The organism is Rufibacter sp. XAAS-G3-1, from assembly GCF_013623775.1.
Classification (GTDB): domain Bacteria; phylum Bacteroidota; class Bacteroidia; order Cytophagales; family Hymenobacteraceae; genus Nibribacter.
In genome coordinates this window covers 131,345-152,312 of sequence record NZ_JABFAM010000006.1, presented here as the reverse complement: position 1 = coordinate 152,312, position 20,968 = coordinate 131,345, and the positions used below count along the sequence as shown (strand labels likewise).

The window sequence follows — 20,968 nt, the reverse complement described above, 5'->3', positions numbered from 1 at the left end:
GGGGCTGTTTTACAGAAACTGGCCCCAAACCTGTGAGATCTTGGAAATCTTACAGCCTCTTTAGTACCGCCTGCTATGGCGCGGAAGTAAAGAGGCGCCATAGCAGGCGGTACCATTTGGTGACCTTCAACCATCCATGCTTCCATATCGGCACATCTCCCCCTCTCCAAATCTCCACATCTCCAAATCTCCTCATCTCCTCATCTCCACATCTTCAAATCTTCAAATCTCCTCATCTCCTCATCTCCACATCTTCAAATCTCCACATCTTCAAATCTCCAAATTTCCACATCTCCACATCTTCAAATCCCCTCGCGGTCAAAAGCGTGGACTTTGACGTCACGCGATTTCTTGAGCTTGGTTTCTTTTCCTTTCTCTACCTCAATGCCTTGTTTGGTGTCATAGACACGGGTTTTCTTGCCCCAGCCCTTTACGGAGGAATCATCTTTCACCTCATCTTCTCCCATTCCGCCATAGAGGTTAACCTTGATGCCGCTTCGGCCCTGGCCGGTGAGAATGAACTCATCTTCATCGGCAAGGCCGTAGAGAGAAATTGATTTTGTGTCTATTTTCCTGAAAACACGGTCAAACACCAGCAGCGGGGCTTCTTTGTCTTTACTGGCCAGTTGTGACACTAAAACCCGGGTATCGCCATTGGGCAGACGTTCTACCATAAACTTCTCTTTCTGGTCGGTGCCCGCCACCAGTACGTGTCTGGCTAAACTGCGGTAGAGAGCGTGGGCCAATTGGGGCAATTGATCGCGTCTGGAGAGAAGCTTTTGCTGGATCTCTTTTCCGGTTAAGGCGTAGGCCTGGGGGGGCAAGGCCTCTACCGAGGCGGCAATGACGCTATCTGTCAGTTGGGTTTGGAGTTGTACCGCCAGTTGTTGCCACTGCTCCAGGGTGACTTCGTTCAGGCAGCGGGCATCTATGAACGCTGCGTTCTGCAGATAGCCTTCGGGCGAGGAAACCCGCGCGTGGAAGGTCTTCATTTTTTTTAAAGGTGCCCAGCTTCGGCTGAAAAGCCAGGGCACTAATCCGTCATCGAACTTGAAAAAGGCCTGATCCCGGTCTTTGGGTACCGGGGTGTAGGTGGTGACGTGGCTGGTATCATAGACGGCCCATTGCCACTGGCCTTCGTGGCGATCCCAGTCGCCAATCAAGACATCAAACAACCGGGCTTTGGCAAACGATAATTGGTCTGGCAGGTGCGCGTGCTGGGTGAATCTCTTCCGGAGGAAGTCTTTGGAGTCTACCAGGTTTTTGGCTTTGCCCAGGTAACTGGTAATGGCTGCTTTGCCTTCGTATTTTTCCTCCAGCATGAACACTTTGTCTTGGAACTCCGAAGAGTTCTTTCCCAGGCCTTTCTCGTTCTTGGGAACGTACACATAGCGCGGATGGCTGTGGGGAATTCTGGCACCCCCCGCCAGATGGGAAACCACGAGGGCCCCGTACGGATGGGCGGCCGAGGTCTGGTCTCTGAGCAGGTTGGTAAGAAAGGTTTTGCGAAGGCCTTTGGGAAGAATGTCCTGCGGATCTTTGTCAACGGAACGCAGGGCGTATTCTTTTCCGGCCTCGTTCTGCAGCGTGAGGCTGGTGGTCTGGAAACCGCCGCCCATTTTTTCGGGACTCAGCCCGCCGTGCATTTTAGAGATGTCTAAGACGGGTAAGGTAACGGGCTGGGCCCAAACGTTGCGGTAGTGTTTCCCCCAGAAGAGGTGGTGGAGAAATCCTTTCTGGTAATGTTTTCCCGCCACTACCGTGGCCGAATCCCATTTGGCGTTCCGTTCCTGCTCCACAGCTCCCACCAACGCCGATGATTGAAAGTATTCTTTCCGGGCGCAGCCGGAAGACACTAAAAGAATGGAGAAAGAAAAAGTCAGTAGTTTCCGCATATAGAATGTTTGAATATTTGCCATACAGAAAGTGTACCATAAAAGTTATCTTCCTCTTTTTAGCCGGAATAAGTCTTTTTCCCATTTCTGGTTTACAGCCCCTGCCTTGCAGAAGCAGAACATACCGGCAGGCTTTTAGGTATAAATACGCACCTATGGCACTACACCTATCTAACCAAAAGGGAAACAGCATTTTAATACACCGGTTACTTTGGGTGCTGGCGTTTCTTTTGCTCCAACCAGGTAAAGCAAGGGCGCAGCCTTCAGACGCTACCATCACTGTTGCCGCCGGAAAGCATTATCTTAAAAGTGCCTGGCACAGGTTCTGGTGGGGCCGCCATTACCGCCCGGTGTGGGCAGAACCGGTGGAGGTGCCTTATTTCTGGGTAAGCCAGTTCAAAGGCGGCGTAACGCCCTTAAAAGAAGGAGGAAGTTTCCAGACGAAGAACCTACGGTTGGTTGATGCCGCCGGGCGGGAGTACGTGCTGCGCTCCATTGACAAAGACCCAACAAAGGCACTGCCCAGTAAGCTGCGGAAAACGTTTGTAGCCAACTTAATGCGTGACCAGACCAGCGTTATTCACCCGTACGGTGCCTTTCTGGTACCAACGTTGGCCTCCGCGGCCGGGGTGTACCACACCAATCCCAGGTTGGTGTACATCGCCGATGATCCGGCATTAGGCGAGTTCCGGGAAGAGTTTGCCCAGATGCTGGCTTTGCTGGAAGAACGCCCCGATGGGAATTGGGAAAATCTCCGGAGCTTTGGCAATCCCAAAAGCATAGTAAGCTCCAGAAAGGCTTTTGAAAACCTCATCGGCAACCCGGCCCATCAGGTAGATGCCAAGCGGTACCTTTTGTCCAGGCTGTTTGATATGTGGCTAAGCGATTGGAGCAGGCGGGAAGACCAGTGGCGTTGGGCCGTAGCAGAAAAAGGAGCACGCACCCAGTATGAACCCATCCCGCGCGACCGAGACCACGCTTTCTTTAAATTCAACGATGGACTTCTCACCAAACTGGTGAGCGTTTTTAAGCTGAATTACCAAAGTTTTGACAAAACCATTGTGGGCAAGAATGTAAAAGGGCTCATCAAAAGTTCGTCGCAGATGGATGGCCATCTTTTGGCGTATCTCACCAAACGTGACTTTGACCAAGCGGCGCGGGAACTTCAGCAGAAACTGTCAGACCAGGTAATCGCGGAAGCGCTCCAAGAGTGGCCCACCCAAATCAGGGAACTGTCTGCCCGGGAGTTCACCGCCAAACTCAGATCAAGGCGCGAAGATTTACCGGCTGCCTCGGCGGCGTTTTATAAGCTCATAAACAAAGAGGTGCTTCTGCCCGGCACAGAGGCCAAAGACCGGTTTGTGGTACAGTTTGAGGAAGACGGCAGGGTGGTGGTGCAGCATTGGGCAGCCGCGCAAGACGCAACGGAAATACTGCTGCACCAGAAGTCTTTTTCCCCCTCAGAAACCACCAGCCTTGCTATCTACGGATTAGGCGGTGAAGACACGTTTGTGCTGGCCGGAAAAGGCCGGAATAAAATCAAACTGCGGCTCTACGGTGGGGAAGGAACCGACCAGCTAACCGTGCAGCCTTCCTTTCAACTTACCGGCAAGAAAATAAACCTGCTGGACGAAGAGGACGGAAACGAGTATGAAAAGAACGACATGATCAAACGGGAGGAATATACTCCGGCCGCGCAGGAATTCAACGGGGCCGGTTGGCTTCTGCGGCACCGTCTGCATTAAGGTGTTTTAAGCCTACTTTTCAGAAAACAGGCTTAAAGCGCCACGTCCACATCAGAGGAAAACACCAGTACTTTGTCCTGGTGTTTGGTGCGCATGTAGCCTCTTATAATCTGCTGGGTGTCTTTGTTGTCATTGTAGTATTTGATCACGCTTTTAAAGTCCCCCAGGGAGCTGGCGCTGAACGTCTCGTCAAAATACCCGAAGCCCAGATAACGGCCATTGTCCACCACCACCACAGATTTTTCGTCGGCACTGCGGCCTTTGCCTATAATCACGAAGGTATCATAGTCATATTTGAACGCGTCAATAGACTCAATGACCCGCTGGTTGTAATCTTCTGGTGATTCTTTGCCCACGCAAGCCCCTTTGCACTGGTGCACCTGGTAGTCAAAACAGGGCCCGTTAGATTTGTACAGGTCACACATTTTCTGGCAGAGATTGTACTTGGCCACTCTATTATAGAGAAAGTTCTTCGCCTGAAATTGGTTGGACATGGTTAACAGCGGCGGCACTTCAGTCTTGGCTTTCTGGAACGTGAGCCGCAGGTAACCCTCCTGGTCATAATAAGAGTAAATGCCCGAGTGGTACACGCTTCGGCGTTGCGCGCGGTTGTAGAAGGGTTTGCGTTTCTTGATCTCGTCAGATTCAAACAGCAGCGCCACCAATTCACTGCCCGTCAGTTCATAGGTGATGGTGGCAATCCGGTTCTTGAACTCAATAGACTTTTTGCTCTTGAAATCAATGTTGAAGTGCTGGATGATGCGCTTGCGGATGCTCTTGCTTTTGCCTACGTAGATGATCTGGCCGTCTTCGTCATGGAAATAATACACGCCGGCTTCCAGCGGCAGGGCATCTACCATGTCTTTGCTGATGGCTGGTGGCAGCAAAGAGGTTTTGATTTCCTTGGAAATAGAGGAAGTCTCCAGCAGTTTGTCGTCCTGCGCGTCATAGACCTTTTTCTCGTCAATTTTAAGTAAACGGTCAAAAAGCACGGCGGTGGCTTCGGCGTCGCCGATGGCGCGGTGGCGCATCTGCAGCGGGATGTCAATGCTCTTGCAGAGTTTGCCCAAACTGTAGGAGGGAAGCCCCGGCATCAGTTTTCGGCTTAGCCGCACGGTGCACAGTGTCTTGCGCTGGAACGTGAAGCCCAGGTCAGCGAACTCCTTTTTCACAAAGGAATAGTCAAAGCGCACGTTGTGGGCCACAAACACGTTGCCCTCGGTGATCTGCACAATCTGCTTGGCTACTTCATGGAATCTGGGCGCGTCGCGCACCATTTCATCGGTAATGCCGGTGAGCTGCGAAATAAAATAGGGGATAGACCGGCCTGGATTGATCAGGCTGTGAAACTGGTCTACTACCTGGTTGCCGTCATGGATGAAAATCGCGATCTCGGTAATCCGATCTTCGGCGGGCTGACTACCGGTGGTCTCTATATCTATAATGGCGTACACGCGCTCTGGTTAAGGTGGAAGATGGTTTGTAAGTGCTAACCTTATTAGAACCATAAAACTGGTAAGATCGTTTCATTCGCCCTTATGGCTTTAAACTATAGATGATACTAGATTACTGCCGTTACGCAGAAAGAGAGACCTCACCCCCAGCCCCTCTCCCGCGGAGAGGGGAGCCCTGCCAATGCGTTTTAAGCCTGTTTTGCGGAAAACAGGCTTAAAACGGCCCCCAAACCTGTGAGGTCTTGGAGCCCTGGCGGAGCGTTTTGGGGCTATTTTAAGGGAAACAGGCTTGAAACGGCATTGGCGTAGACACTCGTAGGAGCGGCGGGCTCTTTGAGCGGGCAGCCTCACGGAAGCAGGCTTTAGAAAGTACTGGCGCGAGACTCCAGACTCGCCGGGAACCACCAGCCAGGTCAGGTTAATGCCTGGGGGTAGCAATCTTACAGGAGAAGCTGTTTAGAGTTTTGCGCCTGTTTTCCTAAAAACACCCTGAAAACGGTGGTACAAACGGATGTTTGCGGTAGTATGCCAATAACGGCCTCTTGTTTTTCTGCCTGTTTTCATAAAAGTAGCCTAAAAGCGATGGCATTGGTTGACGCTTGCCCCAGAAGAATTGCTTTAGGTGCCGGTTCATGAAAAACTCTAAACAGATTCAGGAGAATGGGAGTACAACAAGCATCTCCTACTCCTTGTTTTCCTGGAAGGAAGACAAGGAGTAGGCTTAATCTGTCCCGCTACTTAGGTGACCCTGTTTTGAGGCTGGTTTCGTTTCAACGGCTCTTATTGGGGGCCTTTCAGTTGGTTTGTCCTGCTCTTCAGTTTCTTTAGAAGCCGGTTTTCTTCGGGGCCGTTGTGGATGTCATTCAGCAGGAAACCAAAAGGTTGCAGGGGTTCATACGCGTCAAAGATGACTTTCAGGATAGCAATGATAGGGATGGAAAGGATCATGCCCGGGGCACCCCAGATTTCCCCCCCAATGATCAGCGCCAGAATAGCGGCAAACGGGTTAATGCTCACTTTGGAGCCCACCACAAACGGCGTGATAAAATTGCCTTCCAGGAACTGGACAAAGGCGAAAATACCAATCACAATCAGCATTTGACCGGCAGAACCGGTGTTCACCAGCACAAACAAGGCCGGGAACATGGCCCCAATCAGAATGCCTATGTAAGGAATGACGGTTAAGATAGCCGCCATCACCCCGAAGAAAATGGCGTATTCAACGCCCATGATCATCAAACCCACCGAGTTCAACACTGATACCACCAAAATCACGATTAAAAGTCCGGAGAGATAGCCCTGCACTACCCGCTGAATGTTGTCCACGGTTTCCATCAATGGCTCGCGCCGATCTTTGGTGATGAACTGAAACATGAACTGCCGCAGGTGGTCACGGTAATACAGCATACAGAAGATGTAGATAGGAATAAGGGACAAAACCGTGAGGGCACCCGTGGTAAGCGAGATAGTGCTGCCCAGAAAAGCGGTTCCGGTTTGCGTTACGTTTCCCAGCGCCTTCTGCATGAATTCAGCTTTGTTGGTGGGTTTAATGCCGAACCGCTCAAACAGGAACGCCTGAAACTTAGCCAGCAGCAAAGAGAACTTGCTGTTGATTTCGGCCAACTCAGAAGAGAAGTTGCTTAACTGGGCCGACAGAAACCAGATCAGGAGCCCCAGCACAATGATGATCACAATCAAGGAAATAATGATGGACACCGATCTGGGGAGCCGCCTTTCCAGGCTTCTGGCCATGGGCAGCAGCAGCAAGGAAAATAACCCCGCAAAGCAAATGGGTATGAGCACCGGACTAAACGTCTGAAGGAAATGAAGCAGCAGAAACAGCCCCAGCAGAATGACGGTGTACTTAAAATAGGAGGGTAGTTTTATTTCCATGGGTTTGTTTCTGATAGGTAACTCGGAGAGAGGGAATTTGTTTAATTTGCTAATTTAATTAGTTTTACAAGGTATTGGTAATCAGATTATAGGCTATTTTGCTAAAATCAAAGGCAAAATAAGGTTTTCTGAATGAACTGCCAAGTGCTAAATTTGGTTACATTTAAGTACGAAAACTACCCCGCTGGCGAAACCCGCCAGACACTAAATCTAGGTTTTATACGGGTTCTGCCGGCATTAAAATTGCCTTTTCGCGGTTTTAATAGCAAAGTACCCGCTAAATTTATTTTAATTTTACCTAATTCTACTAAACCCTTACCTTCTGTATGGCTGAGCAAATTGATGTTACCTACAACGAGGATAGTATCCGTTCCCTTGACTGGCGTGAACACATCCGGCTGCGTCCGGGCATGTACATTGGCAAGCTAGGTGATGGTTCCTCTCCCGATGATGGGATCTACATTCTTGTGAAAGAGGTGATTGACAACTCCATTGATGAGCACATGATGGGGCACGGGCGCACCATTGAAGTAAAGATTTCTGACCACAAAGTAGTGGTGCGCGACTACGGCCGCGGTATTCCGCTGGGCAAGGTGATTGACTGCGTGAGCAAAATCAACACTGGTGGGAAGTATGACAGCCGTGCTTTCCAGAAATCGGTAGGCCTGAACGGGGTGGGTACCAAGGCGGTGAACGCCTTGTCCTCCAACTTCAGAATCCAATCGGTGCGGGACGGAAAAACCAAAGTAGCCGAGTTTGAGCGCGGCGAACTGGTGAACGATGAACCGCTGCAAGACTCCAACCAGCGCAACGGCACCACTACCGTCTTTGTGCCCGATGACACTATTTTCAAGAACTACCACTTCATTCCCGAGTTCCTGGAGAACCAGATCTGGAACTACGTCTACCTGAATGCGGGCCTTACCATCCATTTTAACGGACAGAAGTATTTGTCTGAAAATGGCCTGAAAGACCTGCTGAGCCGCAAGATTGCCGAGGAAACCATGCGCTACCCCATCATCCACCTGAAAGGGGAGGACATTGAGCTGGCCATCACCCACGGCAATGATTATGGCGAGGAGTACTATTCCTTCGTGAACGGCCAGTACACTACCCAGGGCGGGACGCACTTGGCCGCCTTTCGCGAAGCGGTGGTGAAAACCGTGCGCGAGTTTTATAAGAAAGACTACGATGCCACCGATATCAGGGGTTCCATTGTAGGCGCCATTGCCATTAGGGTGCAGGAGCCGGTTTTTGAAAGCCAGACCAAAACCAAGCTCGGTTCCATCAACATCGCCCATGAAGGGCCATCCGTTCGGAACTTCGTGAATGATTTCGTGAAGGAGCACCTGGACAATTACCTGCACAAGAACCCGGCCGTGGCCGATGCCCTGCGCCGTCGCATTGAGCAGAGTGAGCGGGAGCGGAAGGATATGGCCGGTATCAAGAAACTGGCGAACCAACGCGCCAAGAAAGCGAACCTCCACAACAAGAAACTGCGCGACTGCCGCTTTCACTTCGGGGAGAGCAAGGAACTGGAGAAAGAAGCCTTGACCACTTTGTTTATCACCGAGGGCGACTCGGCTTCCGGTTCTATCACCAAATCCAGAAACGTGGAGTTGGAGGCCGTATTCAGCTTGCGCGGAAAGCCTTTGAACTGTTTCGGGCTGAAGAAGAAGATCGTGTACGAGAACGAAGAGTTCAACCTGCTCCAGCACGCCCTCAACATTGAGGAAGGCCTGGAAGGTCTGCGCTACAACCGCGTGGTGGTCGCCACCGATGCCGACGTGGACGGAATGCACATTCGCTTGCTGCTGATGACTTTTTTCCTGCAGTTCTTCCCAGATCTTGTGAAGAACGGCCATTTGTACATTCTGGAAACGCCGCTTTTCAGGGTGCGCAATAAGAAAGAGACCATTTACTGCTACAACGAGCAGGAAAAGCAGAACGCCATGCGCAAGCTGGGCAAGAACCCAGAGATCACCCGCTTCAAAGGACTAGGCGAGATCTCGCCGGAGGAGTTCGGAAAGTTCATTGGGGACAACATTAGGCTGGAGCCGGTGATCATGGGCAAGACCGAGCAGAACATTCAAAAGATGCTGTCTTACTTCATGGGCAAGAACACCCCGGAGCGGCAGCAGTTTATCATTGAGAATCTCAAGATTGAGAAAGATATAGTAGAAGAGGAGTATGCATAACGAAGAATTGGAAAACGAGCCTGAAAACAACCTGGAACTTTCCACGTCCTTGGATGGGGAAGAGGTGATCCATGAGATAACCTCCGTTTCGGGGTTATACGAGAACTGGTTTCTGGACTACGCCTCCTACGTGATTCTGGAGCGGGCCGTGCCTGCCCTGGAAGACGGTTTCAAACCCGTGCAGCGCCGCATCATGCACGCCATGAAGGAAATGGACGATGGTCGTTTCAACAAAGTGGCGAACGTGATTGGGCAGACCATGCAGTACCATCCGCACGGGGACGCTTCCATTGGCGATGCCATCGTGAACCTGGGCCAGAAAGATTTATTGATTGAAACCCAGGGGAACTGGGGCGACGTGCGCACCGGCGACAGTGCGGCGGCTCCGCGTTACATTGAGGCGCGCCTCACCAAATTCGCCCTGGATGTAGTCTTCAATGCGCAGACCACTGAGTGGCAACTAAGCTATGACGGTCGTAAAAACGAGCCGGTCACCTTACCGGTGAAATTCCCGCTGTTGCTCGCGCAAGGCGTGGAGGGGATCGCCGTGGGTTTGTCCACCAAGATTATGCCCCACAACTTCCGGGAGTTGATCAGAGGATCCATTGACGTGCTCAAAGGCCGCAAAACCACCTTGCTTCCGGATTTCCCGACGGGGGGGTTGGCTGATTTCACGAACTACAACGGTGGGGGCAGAGGCGGCAAAATCCGCTTGCGGGCTACTATTGAGAAAGTAGACAAGTCGCTGCTCATCATCCGGGATGTACCGTACGGCACCACCACCACGGCTTTGATGGACTCCATTGTAAAGGCCAGCGAGAACAACAAGATCAAAATCAAAAAGGTGGTGGACAACACCGCCGCCGAAGTGGAGATTCAGGTGCACATCCCGCCGGGGATCTCGCCTGACTTGACCATTGACGCGCTGTACGCCTTCACCGACTGTGAAGTGTCTATCTCGCCCAACACCTGCGTGATCATTGAAGAGAAGCCCCGTTTCCTGAACGTGGATGAGCTGCTGCGCATGTCCACCGCCAAAACCGTACGGTTGCTGGAGCGGGAGCTGGAGATCAGGATGGGTGAGCTGGAAGACAAGTGGCACCAATCGTCCCTGGAGAAAATCTTCATTGAGAACCGCATTTACCGGGACATTGAGGAGTGCGAAACCTGGGAAGCCGTTTTGGTGGCTATTGACAAAGGCTTAGATCCTTACAAACCTATCTTGCGCCGCGAGGTGACCCAGGACGATATTGTGCGCCTCACGGAGATCAAGATCAAGCGGATCTCCAAGTTTGATTCCTTTAAAGCCGATGAGTTCATCAAGAAGTTGGAGGATGAAATGGCCGAGGTAGCCGATAACCTGGCGAACCTGACCCGTTATGCCATCAGCTATTTTGAAGGCCTTTTGGCCAAATACGGCAAAAACAAAGAGCGCAAAACCCAGATCAGAACCTTTGATGTGGTGTCGGCGCAGAAAGTGGCCGTGGCCAACCAGAAGCTGTACGTGAACCGCAAAGACGGTTTCGTGGGCTATGGCCTCAAAAAAGACGAGTTTGTGGTGGACTGCTCTGACATGGATGACATCATCGCCATCAGAAAAGACGGCAAGTTCATGGTGTCCCGCATCAGCGACAAGATCTTCATGGGCAAAGACATCATCTACGTGGGCGTCTACAACAAGAATGATGAGCACATGGTCTACAACATGATCTACGTGGATGGAAAGACCGGCATCTCGTTCGCGAAGCGTTTTGCGGTGACCTCCATCACCCGCGACAAAGAGTATGATCTGACCAAGGGCGAGAAAAACTCTAAGGTGGTGTACTTGACGGCGAACCCTAACTCTGAGTCTGAGTTGGTGGCCATCACATTGCAACCGGCCAGCACCGCCCGCGTGAAACAGTTCGACTTTGACTTTGCCGAGCTGCTCATCAAAGGCAAAGGCTCGCAGGGAAACATCGTGACCAAGCACCCCATCAAGAAAATCGTGCAGAAAGCCCTGGGAGAATCCACCCGCGGCGGACGTGAGATCTATTATGACGAGGTGATCGGGCGCTTGAACGCCGAGAACAGAGGCCGGTACCTGGGTTCCTTCAACACCGATGACACCATTCTGGTGATCTTCAAAGACGGAACCTATGAGATGACTTCGTTTGATTTGACCAACCACTATGATGTGCCCAACATTGAGGTGATCCATAAGTTCTCCCCGGAGTTGGTGGTGTCTGCCATCTACACCGAAGGTGAGTCCAAAGTCTCTTATGTGAAACGCTTTGTGGTGGAGACCACCACCATTGGCAAGCGCTTCACCTTCATCTCTGAGACGAAGGGCTCCAAACTGTTGACGGCCTCGGTGCACCCGGAACCTAAAGCAGAAATTAAGTTCCTGCGGGATAAGAAGTCTGAGAAAGAGACAGAAAACCTGTTGCTGAGTGACTTCATAGACGTGAAAGGCTGGCGGGCCATGGGCAACAAACTGAACTACTTCAAAATCTTTGGGGCAAGTATCCAAAAAGAGGAAGAAGTAGAGCTGAGTAGGCCTAAGATTGGTACAAAGCAAATAAAAACGGTAAAGGTAGAGCCTAAAATAGTGCAATCGGCAACCGCTTCTTTCTCTACCGGAGACGAAGTCTTGCTTGATTTAGAAACACTAAAACCAGCCCTGGATTTATCCGTAGAGAGTGAACAAAACGGGGATCTGCCAGCACCAGCTAAGACACCTAAGAAACAGCTCAATCTGTTCTAGGAATTTCTGAATTGTTTTCGTAGATTACCCGTACGTTGGACTAAACTGATTACCCGGGAATGTATGCGCAGAACATTTAGACTGATGCTTTTCATGTTGACTCTCATGAGTTTTCCGAACCTGGCGGCCCTTGCCGGCGGCTTAGGTTCGGAAAAACTTTTATGGGAGGCCAATCAACTGTTTCGTGAATACAAGGACACTGAGGCCTTGGCAAAATATGAATTACTGCTTTCTGATGAACCAGAGCAGCAAGAGGCTTTAATCAAGGCCAGCATTGTCTGCGGCCGTATTGGCAACAGATTTTTTGACGACACCCACAAAAGTTTATATTTCCAGAAAGCCTTCGGGTTTGCTCAGAAAGCCATGGAACTAGACAGCCTTTCGGCTGAGACCAATTACGCCATGGCGCTTTCTCTGAGCAATCTGTGCCAGACAGTAGCCATCAAAGACCGCATGGTGCAGCTAACCCACATTAAAACCTATCTGGACAAGTCTTTAGCTGAAGATACAAACCATGCCGGTGCCTGGCATCTCATGGGCCGCTGGGCGTTTAAGGTAGCCAACCTTTCTTTTGCGGAGAGATCGGCAAACAAACTCTTGACACAGCTTCCTTTGCCCACCTCTTCCAATGAAATTGCCATCAATGCTTTTATCAAAGCCATTGAGTTAGATCCCTCTAACTTGTTGTACTACTATGACCTGGCCCGCGTGCAGCGCGAAGCAGACCTGACCAGCGATTGCGTGAGCACCTTGCAAAAGGCCCTGGATCAGAAACTGGTTACTACCGAAGACCTGGAGTTGAGCAGAAGGTGTAAAGTTTTGTTGCAGGAAGTATTGAAAGTAAGAGCGTAAGACTTCTTCACCCGCAAAAAGGCCTCCCTCATAGCAGAGGGAGGCCTTTTCGTTTTAGGGCTATTTTAGAGAAAATAGCTTAAAATCAGGTGGTTTTTTGGTTAGATGCCTCCTGGCGCAAACGGGCGCCTGCGCCATAAAATCAATGGCAGTTAGTAAATACTGGTTGGTGTTAAGTAGGGATTTTCTCAAGTTGGTCTTCTTTGGTGGGAAGCTTCTGCCAGCAGAAGTCTCCCTTTTTGGCTCATTTTTTCCTAATTCAATTAAAATATAGGATGTAGAGCGGGTTTGTTAAATAGGAAAGGGAACATATTTAGTATATTAGAAAACCAAATTCTACAAGGTGAGAAACGTCCTGATCTATCTTTTCCTGTTCATGAGCGTTAGGGCGGCACATGCCCAAACGTCACCTTTGATTGGGAGGGTCACAGATGCGGAAACCCACAAGCCACTGGATTATGTCACCGTGTATCTGCAGTCTGCCAAAATTCCCTCGTTTACGGATGAAGCAGGTCAGTACATCATCAGGAAATACACAATTGCAGACACTGTCACTTTCACGTTGCTGGGGTATTCCCCGGTTATAAAAGCGGTGAGAGATCTCCAGTTAAACGGTAATATTTCATTGGTGCGCCAGAGTTATGCCATCCAGGAAATTGTGGTGCGCCCCAGGGAGAATCCGGCTTATAGAATTGTGCGGGCTGCCGCCCAAAACAAGCACCTCTATTTGCCCGAAAACCAGCCAGCCATTCAGTTTGGAACCTATACCTTAATGAAGGGCAGCATTCTGGAACGGGAGGCGAAAGACAAAAGGAAGGGCTTTTCCAAACGGTTCGCTCCTTACCTGGACAGCCTCACCCTTAGCCATGCGCCTTCCAGAACGGCCTCGTTGCCCATCTTCCAGTCTGAAACCGTCAAAGAAACCTTCTTGAGCCGTGACCCGCCTAATTCAAAAGAGATTCTGAAGGCCAGTAAAGTGGTAGGCGTGGGCATTGAACGCGAAAGCCAGATCGCGCAATTGTTGAACGCGCAGGCCGAGCACTTTTCGCTGAACCAGAATTGGATGCGCATGTTTGACAAAGATTTCGTGAGCCCCATCGCAAACCAGTGGGCCAGTTATTATGACTATGACCTGGAGGACAGCGTGGAAACCGCAAGTGGGAAAGTGTACCGAATTAAAATCATTCCCAAAAGGTCACAGGATCTCACCTTTGAAGGTAAGATGTGGATTGCCGAGGGCTCCTTTTCGCTGCGCCGCATTGAGCTGAAGCTGAACAAAGACGTAGCCCTCAACTTCGTGAAAGAGCTCCAAATTGTGCAGGCTTGGGATGAGCAAAACTCGTCTATCCTGCCACTGTCCAGCAAGCGAAAGTTCCAGATTACCGGCTTGCCCGGCTCAGATGTTCGTCTGTTCGTAGAAACCGTGACCACCTACACAGATCTGGTCATAGGCCAACCAAAGCCTGAAGAGTTCTTTGACATGACGCACCAGATCAGTGATTCGGCGTTGAAGCATCAGGAGCAATACTGGCAAACGGTTCGGCCGCAGGCTTTTTCCCCGGAAGAGCAGAAGAGGGTGGAATCCATTGCCCAGATCAACAAGCTGCCCGAGATCCAAAGTGCCGTGAAACTGATCAGGGTGGTGGTGGAAGGGCATTTGCCGCTCAATGACAAATTTGAGTGGGGCCCGGTGTTCGGCACGTACGTTTACAACAAACTGGAGGGCCACCGGTTTCAATTAGGCGGCAGAACCACCCCAGAATTCCATCCTAACTGGATTTTGAACGGGTATGTGGGCTACGGCACCAGAGATGAGTCTTTCAAAAGCCTGTTCAACATCAGGTACGTCGCTGACCGTCAGCAATGGACGGAGTGGGGGGTAAGTTACCTGAACGATGTGGGGCCCGCCTCCATGGATCTGAACAACACGCAACTGAACAGCCTGTTTTTCTCCGCGTTCAGATGGGGGCAGATGAACTTTCCGTACCAGCAGGAACGCATGCAGATGTGGGCAGAACGGGAATGGTTTCCTTCCTTCCGGCAGCGCGTGACGTTCCGGCGCACCAATTACCGGCCTGTCTTTGATGCAGAGCCGTTGAGCGGTGTAAAAGGAGATTCCAAATACGCCGGTTTCAGCACCACCGATGTTTCGTTGAGCCTGCGTTTCTCCCCAGATCAGAAGATGCTGATCAGGCACTACGAGAAAATCCCCATCTCCAATTCCAATGCCCCCATCATCGGGTTAGATGTTTCGGCGGGCATAAGCGGAGTGATGAACTCTGATTTAACCTACCAGGAAGTGGCTCTGTCGGTGGAGCAGCGGGTGCGGGCGGGCATCTTCGGGTATGGGCGCTACTATCTGCAAGCCGGGAAAACCTTCGCCAAAGTACCGTTGCCGCTGCTGCAGGTGCCCATAGGCAACGAGACGCCTTTCTTTATTCTGCACGGCTACAACCTCATGCCGTTCTTCTCCTTCGCCACCGATGAATATGTTTCGCTGCGCTATGACCACCATTTTGAAGGGGCATTTTCCATCACCAACCGTCTGCCGCTCCTGAAGAAAACGAAGCTGTTGCTGGTGGCCGGCGGAGCGGTTCTGTACGGTAGGCTCACAGATAAAAACAAACCTGCTCACCCGGCTTCGGGTACTGGAAATGTGAACTTCCAGCGTCTGGGGAAAGACCCCTATGCCGAAGTCAACGTGGGCTTCAAGAACATCTTTCAAGTGTTACGGGTAGATCTGGTGCATAGGGTAACGTACCAAGATCTGGATGCTCCCTTGTGGGGGCTGCGCCTGTCAGTGTCAGTGAACCCGTAGCGTTTAGAGGCTGTTTTTACAAAATAAGGGTTAAAACGTCAGATTGTCCTTTAGAAGCAGTGATTTCCCTCAGATTCCTATTCGCGCACCATCTGGTTAAAGGGCTGTTTTTTCAAAATCAGGGTTAAAACAAAGCAGAACTAATCTGGAAATGGTACCTTCGTCCTGTCATCTTTTCATGTACCTGTTTTCTCGCATGCGTTTTCCTCTTTTGCTTTTATGGTTAGGCATTGGGTTTCTATCTGCCTGTTCCCAGGAAACAACGCAGGAGAGAATGTTCAATCCCACGCGGGTAGACAGCAGCCTTCCCACCCAGATAGACGAACTGAGCAAGGCGCTGGAGCAGCGGAACCCGCCGCCGGAATGGTATGTGAAACGGGCAAAGCTGTACCTAGCCCTGGACAAAACGCAACCCGCCGTCAAAGACCTTTCCCTGGCCATCGCCTTGGATCCATCGCTGGGCGAGGCGTATTTCTGGAGGGCCAAAATATTGGCGGGTGAGCAGCAGTACCAGGAGGCCATGAAAATGATGATGCAAGCCAACGCCTTCAACTTCTACTCCCCAGAATCAGAAGCCATTCTGGCCGAAACCTACGTGGGTTTGAAAATGTATGAGCGGGCACTTAGCCACAGCAGCAAAGCCATCAGGCTGAGTCCGGGAGAAGCCAAATATTACGTACTGCTGGCCAAAGCCCAGGCGGGCACGCGCGATACAGCCCGCGCTATTTTCAACCTGAACCGCGCCTTGCTGCGGGACTCGGCTTCATTACCCGCTTTTAGGGAATTAAGTGCCATCTACACCGCCCGTAAATGGTATGACCTGGCTATCCCCATGGTGCAGAAAGGCGTTCAGAAACAGCCTCATGACGGTTTCTGGTGGCAACAGTTGGGGCAGTACTATCTGAACCGTAACTTGACTGATACGGCTATTGCCTGCTTTGGAAAATCAATCAATCTACAGCCAGACAAGGCCGAGGGGTATGCCGGGTTAGGAGAGGCCTGGTACAAGAAAAGGCAGTACAGCACGGCCTTGCCGCAGTTGTTGAAAGCGCAGGAATTAGGGCTTCCGCTCACCGAACATAACCGCTGGATTCTGGCTACCTGTCTGGAGTGGGCCGGCCAAAAGGCCGCCGCCCGCCCGCACTATGTATATTTAATCAGAAAATATCCGCAGAACCGGCGCTATAGTGTAGCTTTGCAACGTATCAATAGACCCGTACAACCTAGGCCTATGCTAGATACATTGCGTTCCGTATCTGTTTTTTAGCTATTTTGCCGAAAACTAGGCTAAAACAAAGAAGTTTATTTCTTTATATATGATCAACATTACCTTACCAGACGGTTCGGTCCGTGAATACCAGGAGGGAGTAACCGGAATTGAGATTGCCGCCTCCATCAGTGAAGGGTTAGCCCGCAACGTGTTGGCCGTGAAAGTGAACGGTCAGGTGTGGGATTTAACGCGCCCTATCACTGAAAATGCCTCCATTCAATTGTTGACCTGGAACGATGACGAAGGCAAAGCAACCTACTGGCACTCTTCGGCGCACTTAATGGCCGAGGCACTGGAGGCGCTTTATCCTGGCGTTAAACTGGGTATTGGCCCCGCCATTGAAAACGGGTTCTACTATGACATTGACCTGGGCGAAGGGAAATCGCTCTCTCAGGAGGAATTCCCGGCCATTGAGCAGAAAATGCTGGAGTTGGCCCGTCAGAAAAGTGACTACGTGCGCAAGCCGGTTAGCAAAGCCGACGCGATTGCCTACTTCACCGAGAAAAACGACCCCTATAAATTAGACTTGCTGGAGCGTCTGGAAGACGGAACCATCACGTTCTACACCCAGGGAAACTTCACGGATCTTTGCCGTGGGCCACATATTCCCAACACGGGTTTTATCAAAGCCGCCAAGCTCATGAACGTGGCCGGTGCCTACTGGCGCGGTGACGAGAAGAGCAAGCAGTTGACCCGCGTGTACGCCATCACCTTCCCTAAGCAGAAAGAACTCACCGAGTATTTGGAGCGCCTGGAGGAAGCCAAACGCCGCGACCACCGCAAGTTGGGCAAGGAAATGGAGCTGTTCGCTTTCTCTGAGAAAGTGGGCATGGGGCTGCCGTTGTGGTTACCAAAAGGCACCTTGCTGCGCGAGCGCCTGGAGCAATTCATGCGCAAAGCCCAGATGAAAGCCGGGTACCAACCGGTGGTAACCCCGCACATCGGGTCCAAAGAACTGTATGTGACCTCGGGCCACTACGAAAAATACGGGGCAGATTCGTTCCAGCCCATCAAGACCCCCAACGAGAACGAGGAGTTCCTGCTGAAGCCCATGAACTGCCCGCACCACTGCGAGATCTACAAAACCCGTCCGCGTTCTTACAAGGAATTGCCGGTGCGGCTGGCCGAGTTCGGGACGGTGTACCGGTATGAGCAAAGTGGCGAGTTGCATGGCCTAACTCGCGTGCGGGGCTTTACCCAGGACGATGCCCACATCTTCTGCCGCCCAGACCAGGTGAAAGAAGAATTCACTAAGGTAATTGACCTGGTATTATACGTGTTCAAGGCGTTGGGCTTTGATAACTACACCGCCCAAATCTCCTTGCGGGATCCAGAGAACAAGGCCAAATACATTGGGTCTGATGAGCTATGGGAAAAAGCCGAGCGTGAAATTATAGAGGCTGCCGCCGAAAAAGGCCTGTCTACTGTAACTGAACTGGGCGAAGCTGCGTTTTACGGGCCTAAGCTGGACTTCATGGTACGCGATGCCCTGGGCCGTAAGTGGCAGCTGGGAACCATTCAGGTAGATTACAACTTACCCGAGCGTTTTGAGCTGGAGTACATTGGCGCCGATAACGAAAAGCACCGTCCGGTCATGATTCACCGGGCCCCGTTTGGTTCGCTGGAGCGTTTTGTAGCGGTACTCATTGAGCACTGCGGCGGGAATTTCCCGCTGTGGCTCAGCCCAGACCAGGTAGCCATTCTGCCTATTTCTGAAAAATACCATGACTACGCCCACCAGGTAAACGAACAGTTGGCCGAGCAGGACATCAGAGGATACATTGACACCCGTGATGAGAAAATCGGCCGTAAAATACGGGATGCCGAAGTGAGCAAAGTGCCGTACATGATCATTGTAGGGGAGAAAGAGCAAGAAAACGAGATTGTGTCGGTGCGGAAACACGGCTTGGGAGACATGGGTACATTGCGCGTTGACGCCTTCGTAGACAACTTCAAGGCAGTACTGGCAGAGATGCTCAGTTAAAAAATATTAGAAAAATACTTTTATTTTACAGGGATAAAGGCGATATTCGCACCCTGATTGTGAAACCTTAAACTTTTAGGAGGTACAACTATTTCTACGAATAACAGACGCTACGTGCCACGTGGCAAGGTCGAAGAACCTTATCGTATCAATCAGCGCATCACCGGCGTCCGCGACGTGCGGGTGGTTGGTGAAAACGTGGAGCCCGGTGTATATAGCATAGACCAAGCCCGTCGTCTTGCCACAGAGCAGAACCTGGACTTGGTAGAGATATCGCCCAAGGCAGATCCACCCGTTTGCCGTATTATTGATTATTCAAAATTCAAATACGAGCAAAAGAAGAAACAGCGCGAAATGAAGGCGAAAACCACCAAGGTGGTGATGAAGGAAATCAGGTTCGGTCCTAACACCGATGACCATGATTTCGAATTCAAGCTGAAACACGCCCGTGAGTTCTTGGCCGAAGGCGCAAAAGTGAAAGCCTATGTGCACTTTGTTGGCCGGACGATTGTCTTCAAAGAGCGCGGCGAGTTACTTTTGCTTAAATTTGCCCAGGCGTTGGAAGACGTGGCAAAAGTAGAGCAGTTGCCAAAGCTGGAAGGGAAACGGATGTTTCTGTTCCTGGGACCAAAGGTGAAAAAATAACAGTACACTTTATATACACCCAAATGCCAAAGATGAAAAGCAAATCAGGGGCTAAGAAGCGATTCACCCTGACAGGTACTGGCAAAGTAAAGCGTAAGCACGCTTACAAAAGCCACATCCTGACCAAAAAGACCACCAAGCAGAAGAGAAATCTGACCCACACCGGACTGGTTAGCGAAGCTGATCAAGCCAACGTGCTGCGGATGCTTGCGTCTTAATCACATTCAATTTTTCCAATTGTTTCATCGGGAACTGGTAACTAAGCATTAAACCGAGATCACCAGCCCCAAAAAAAAGTAGAAATGCCTAGATCGGTCAATACCGTGGCGGCCCGCCACAAGAGAAAGAGAATCATGAAAATGGCCAAAGGGTACTTTGGCCGTAGAAAAAACGTTTGGACAGTAGCCAAAAACGCGGTTGAAAAAGGGTTGCTTTATGCGTACCGCGACAGAAAGGTGAAGAAAAGAGACTTTAGAGCTCTTTGGATCCAGCGTATCAATGCCGCAGCCCGCATCAACGGCCTGTCTTATTCCCAGTTAATGGGCGGTTTGAAAAAAGCCAACATCAACCTGAACCGCAAAGTTTTGGCTGACCTAGCTTTGAACCATCCAGAAGCATTCACCGGAATTGTTGAGAAAGTAAAATAAGCTTTCCTGCTCATACCCTTTGAAAAGCCCAGCGTAGGCTGGGCTTTTTTTATGCCCAATAGATTGTGCCTAACACCAATATCAACTAAATTATTCGCTTACGAGCATTTGCCCCGTCACTTACGTTAGAAGGATTTTCCTCTTGGTAAGGGTGGGGTTATATTTTGCTTTGTCACAGGTCATAAGCGCAATCTTGATTCTACCGCTCTTCCGGAGTTCCACTACGCAGGTAACCTGCCGGGGAGTCCTACTCCCCTTCTTTTGCCCGTGGTTCCCGATGGAGTTAAACTCCGCAGCAGGCATGTTCGGGAGTTCTACTCCTGAACAGCAAGAGTCTTACCGCAAAGGCGTATTCCCCTCCTATAAGGGGTAGGGGTGGGTTCTGCTTTCTCCAGTATACGCAATACCGCCCACTCAAAAGACTTTGCAGCGTTAGACCTGCGAGCGCCTGCGCCAACCCGTCTCTACCGCACCCCAGTATCAATCTGAGGGGCAGAACAGAGGCTACTCCTCCCTAATGTAGGAGGGGCTGGGGGTGGTGGTAACCATGAAGCAAAAGAGCTGCCAATCCAGACTGCTTAAATGAGAAGGTTTCAGGGAACTTATCTCAAGCTGCTTCCCTCTTAATTGCTTATTCTCTGATTGCCTCTAAATTATACCAGCATCACCTGGTTCTAGCGCTTTAGCATCTATGGCGCAGATTTACTTCCGTGGCTTTTTATCAGGTATCTATAACTGCTGTCACACAATCCTGCGCATGGTTCCCGGCGAGTCTGGAGACTCGCTTTACCCTTTGTCACAAGACTGAAGTCTCGCGCCAG

14 protein-coding genes are annotated in these 20,968 nt (G+C 50.8%); 10 read left to right on the top strand and 4 right to left on the bottom strand.

Annotation, left to right across the window (positions count from 1 at the left end):
• Positions 1 to 302: 302 nt before the first annotated feature.
• Complete coding sequence (locus HHO50_RS07350; protein ID WP_255478643.1) at positions 303 to 1,895, bottom strand: hypothetical protein; 1,593 nt, start codon at positions 1,893 to 1,895, stop codon at positions 303 to 305.
• A 155-nt stretch (positions 1,896 to 2,050) separates the two neighbouring features.
• Between HHO50_RS07350 and HHO50_RS07345 the strand changes: the two genes are divergently transcribed.
• Positions 2,051 to 3,640 carry a hypothetical protein gene (locus HHO50_RS07345; RefSeq protein WP_181305363.1) on the top strand — a complete coding sequence of 530 codons (1,590 nt, stop codon included), beginning with the start codon at positions 2,051 to 2,053 and terminating at the stop codon, positions 3,638 to 3,640.
• A gap of 32 nt (positions 3,641 to 3,672) precedes the next feature.
• Here the strand turns inward: HHO50_RS07345 and HHO50_RS21515 are convergent, their stop codons facing one another.
• Positions 3,673 to 5,094, bottom strand: a complete 1,422-nt coding sequence (locus HHO50_RS21515) for an exonuclease domain-containing protein (protein WP_181305362.1) — start codon at positions 5,092 to 5,094, stop codon at positions 3,673 to 3,675.
• A 780-nt stretch (positions 5,095 to 5,874) separates the two neighbouring features.
• Entirely contained in the window at positions 5,875 to 6,987 is a 1,113-nt protein-coding gene (locus tag HHO50_RS07335; RefSeq protein ID WP_181305361.1) for an AI-2E family transporter, read from the bottom strand.
• 326 nt (positions 6,988 to 7,313) lie between these two features.
• On the opposite strand from HHO50_RS07335, the gene HHO50_RS07330 reads away from it, so the two are divergent.
• From HHO50_RS07330 to rplT, 9 genes are all read left to right on the top strand, one after another.
• The gene (locus tag HHO50_RS07330) at positions 7,314 to 9,185 is read left to right on the top strand and encodes a DNA topoisomerase IV subunit B (protein WP_181305360.1); all 1,872 of its coding nucleotides are present in this window, start codon (positions 7,314 to 7,316) and stop codon (positions 9,183 to 9,185) included.
• On the top strand, positions 9,178 to 11,931 hold the full coding sequence (locus HHO50_RS07325; RefSeq protein WP_181305359.1) for a DNA gyrase/topoisomerase IV subunit A: 2,754 nt from the start codon (positions 9,178 to 9,180) through the stop codon (positions 11,929 to 11,931). Before HHO50_RS07330 ends, HHO50_RS07325 begins: the two co-directional genes overlap by 8 nt.
• Positions 11,932 to 11,994: 63 nt before the next feature.
• Positions 11,995 to 12,783 carry a hypothetical protein gene (locus HHO50_RS07320; protein ID WP_181305358.1) on the top strand — a complete coding sequence of 263 codons (789 nt, stop codon included), beginning with the start codon at positions 11,995 to 11,997 and terminating at the stop codon, positions 12,781 to 12,783.
• A gap of 343 nt (positions 12,784 to 13,126) precedes the next feature.
• A complete protein-coding gene (locus HHO50_RS07315; RefSeq protein ID WP_181305357.1) occupies positions 13,127 to 15,601 on the top strand; it encodes a DUF5686 family protein in 2,475 nt (824 codons plus the stop codon).
• A 274-nt stretch (positions 15,602 to 15,875) separates the two neighbouring features.
• On the top strand, positions 15,876 to 16,868 hold the full coding sequence (locus HHO50_RS07310) for a tetratricopeptide repeat protein (RefSeq protein ID WP_181305356.1): 993 nt from the start codon (positions 15,876 to 15,878) through the stop codon (positions 16,866 to 16,868).
• 49 nt (positions 16,869 to 16,917) lie between these two features.
• Positions 16,918 to 18,855, top strand: a complete 1,938-nt coding sequence (gene thrS / locus HHO50_RS07305; protein WP_181305355.1) for a threonine--tRNA ligase — start codon at positions 16,918 to 16,920, stop codon at positions 18,853 to 18,855.
• Positions 18,856 to 18,969: 114 nt separating this feature from the next.
• Positions 18,970 to 19,500, top strand: a complete 531-nt coding sequence (infC, locus tag HHO50_RS07300) for a translation initiation factor IF-3 (protein ID WP_370457535.1) — start codon at positions 18,970 to 18,972, stop codon at positions 19,498 to 19,500.
• Between the two features lie 23 nt (positions 19,501 to 19,523).
• Positions 19,524 to 19,718 (top strand): 50S ribosomal protein L35, encoded by a 195-nt coding sequence (gene rpmI, locus HHO50_RS07295; protein ID WP_066622245.1) that lies wholly within the window; start codon positions 19,524 to 19,526, stop codon positions 19,716 to 19,718.
• A gap of 84 nt (positions 19,719 to 19,802) precedes the next feature.
• Positions 19,803 to 20,147 carry a 50S ribosomal protein L20 gene (rplT, locus tag HHO50_RS07290; RefSeq protein WP_149099972.1) on the top strand — a complete coding sequence of 115 codons (345 nt, stop codon included), beginning with the start codon at positions 19,803 to 19,805 and terminating at the stop codon, positions 20,145 to 20,147.
• A 120-nt stretch (positions 20,148 to 20,267) separates the two neighbouring features.
• Here rplT and HHO50_RS07285 read toward each other — a convergent pair whose 3' ends face one another.
• Positions 20,268 to 20,450 carry a hypothetical protein gene (locus HHO50_RS07285; protein ID WP_181305354.1) on the bottom strand — a complete coding sequence of 61 codons (183 nt, stop codon included), beginning with the start codon at positions 20,448 to 20,450 and terminating at the stop codon, positions 20,268 to 20,270.
• Positions 20,451 to 20,968 lie beyond the last annotated feature (518 nt).

Coding starts and splice junctions, on each gene's coding strand:
- HHO50_RS07335 (WP_181305361.1), bottom strand. CDS start 6,987: ATGGAAATAAAACTACCCTCCTATTTTAAGTACACCGTCATTCTGCTG.
- HHO50_RS07345 (WP_181305363.1), top strand. CDS start 2,051: ATGGCACTACACCTATCTAACCAAAAGGGAAACAGCATTTTAATACAC.
- HHO50_RS07330 (WP_181305360.1), top strand. CDS start 7,314: ATGGCTGAGCAAATTGATGTTACCTACAACGAGGATAGTATCCGTTCC.
- HHO50_RS07310 (WP_181305356.1), top strand. CDS start 15,876: ATGTTCAATCCCACGCGGGTAGACAGCAGCCTTCCCACCCAGATAGAC.
- HHO50_RS07285 (WP_181305354.1), bottom strand. CDS start 20,450: ATGCCTGCTGCGGAGTTTAACTCCATCGGGAACCACGGGCAAAAGAAG.
- rplT (WP_149099972.1), top strand. CDS start 19,803: ATGCCTAGATCGGTCAATACCGTGGCGGCCCGCCACAAGAGAAAGAGA.
- HHO50_RS07320 (WP_181305358.1), top strand. CDS start 11,995: ATGCGCAGAACATTTAGACTGATGCTTTTCATGTTGACTCTCATGAGT.
- HHO50_RS07325 (WP_181305359.1), top strand. CDS start 9,178: ATGCATAACGAAGAATTGGAAAACGAGCCTGAAAACAACCTGGAACTT.
- thrS (WP_181305355.1), top strand. CDS start 16,918: ATGATCAACATTACCTTACCAGACGGTTCGGTCCGTGAATACCAGGAG.
- HHO50_RS07350 (WP_255478643.1), bottom strand. CDS start 1,895: ATGCGGAAACTACTGACTTTTTCTTTCTCCATTCTTTTAGTGTCTTCC.
- rpmI (WP_066622245.1), top strand. CDS start 19,524: ATGCCAAAGATGAAAAGCAAATCAGGGGCTAAGAAGCGATTCACCCTG.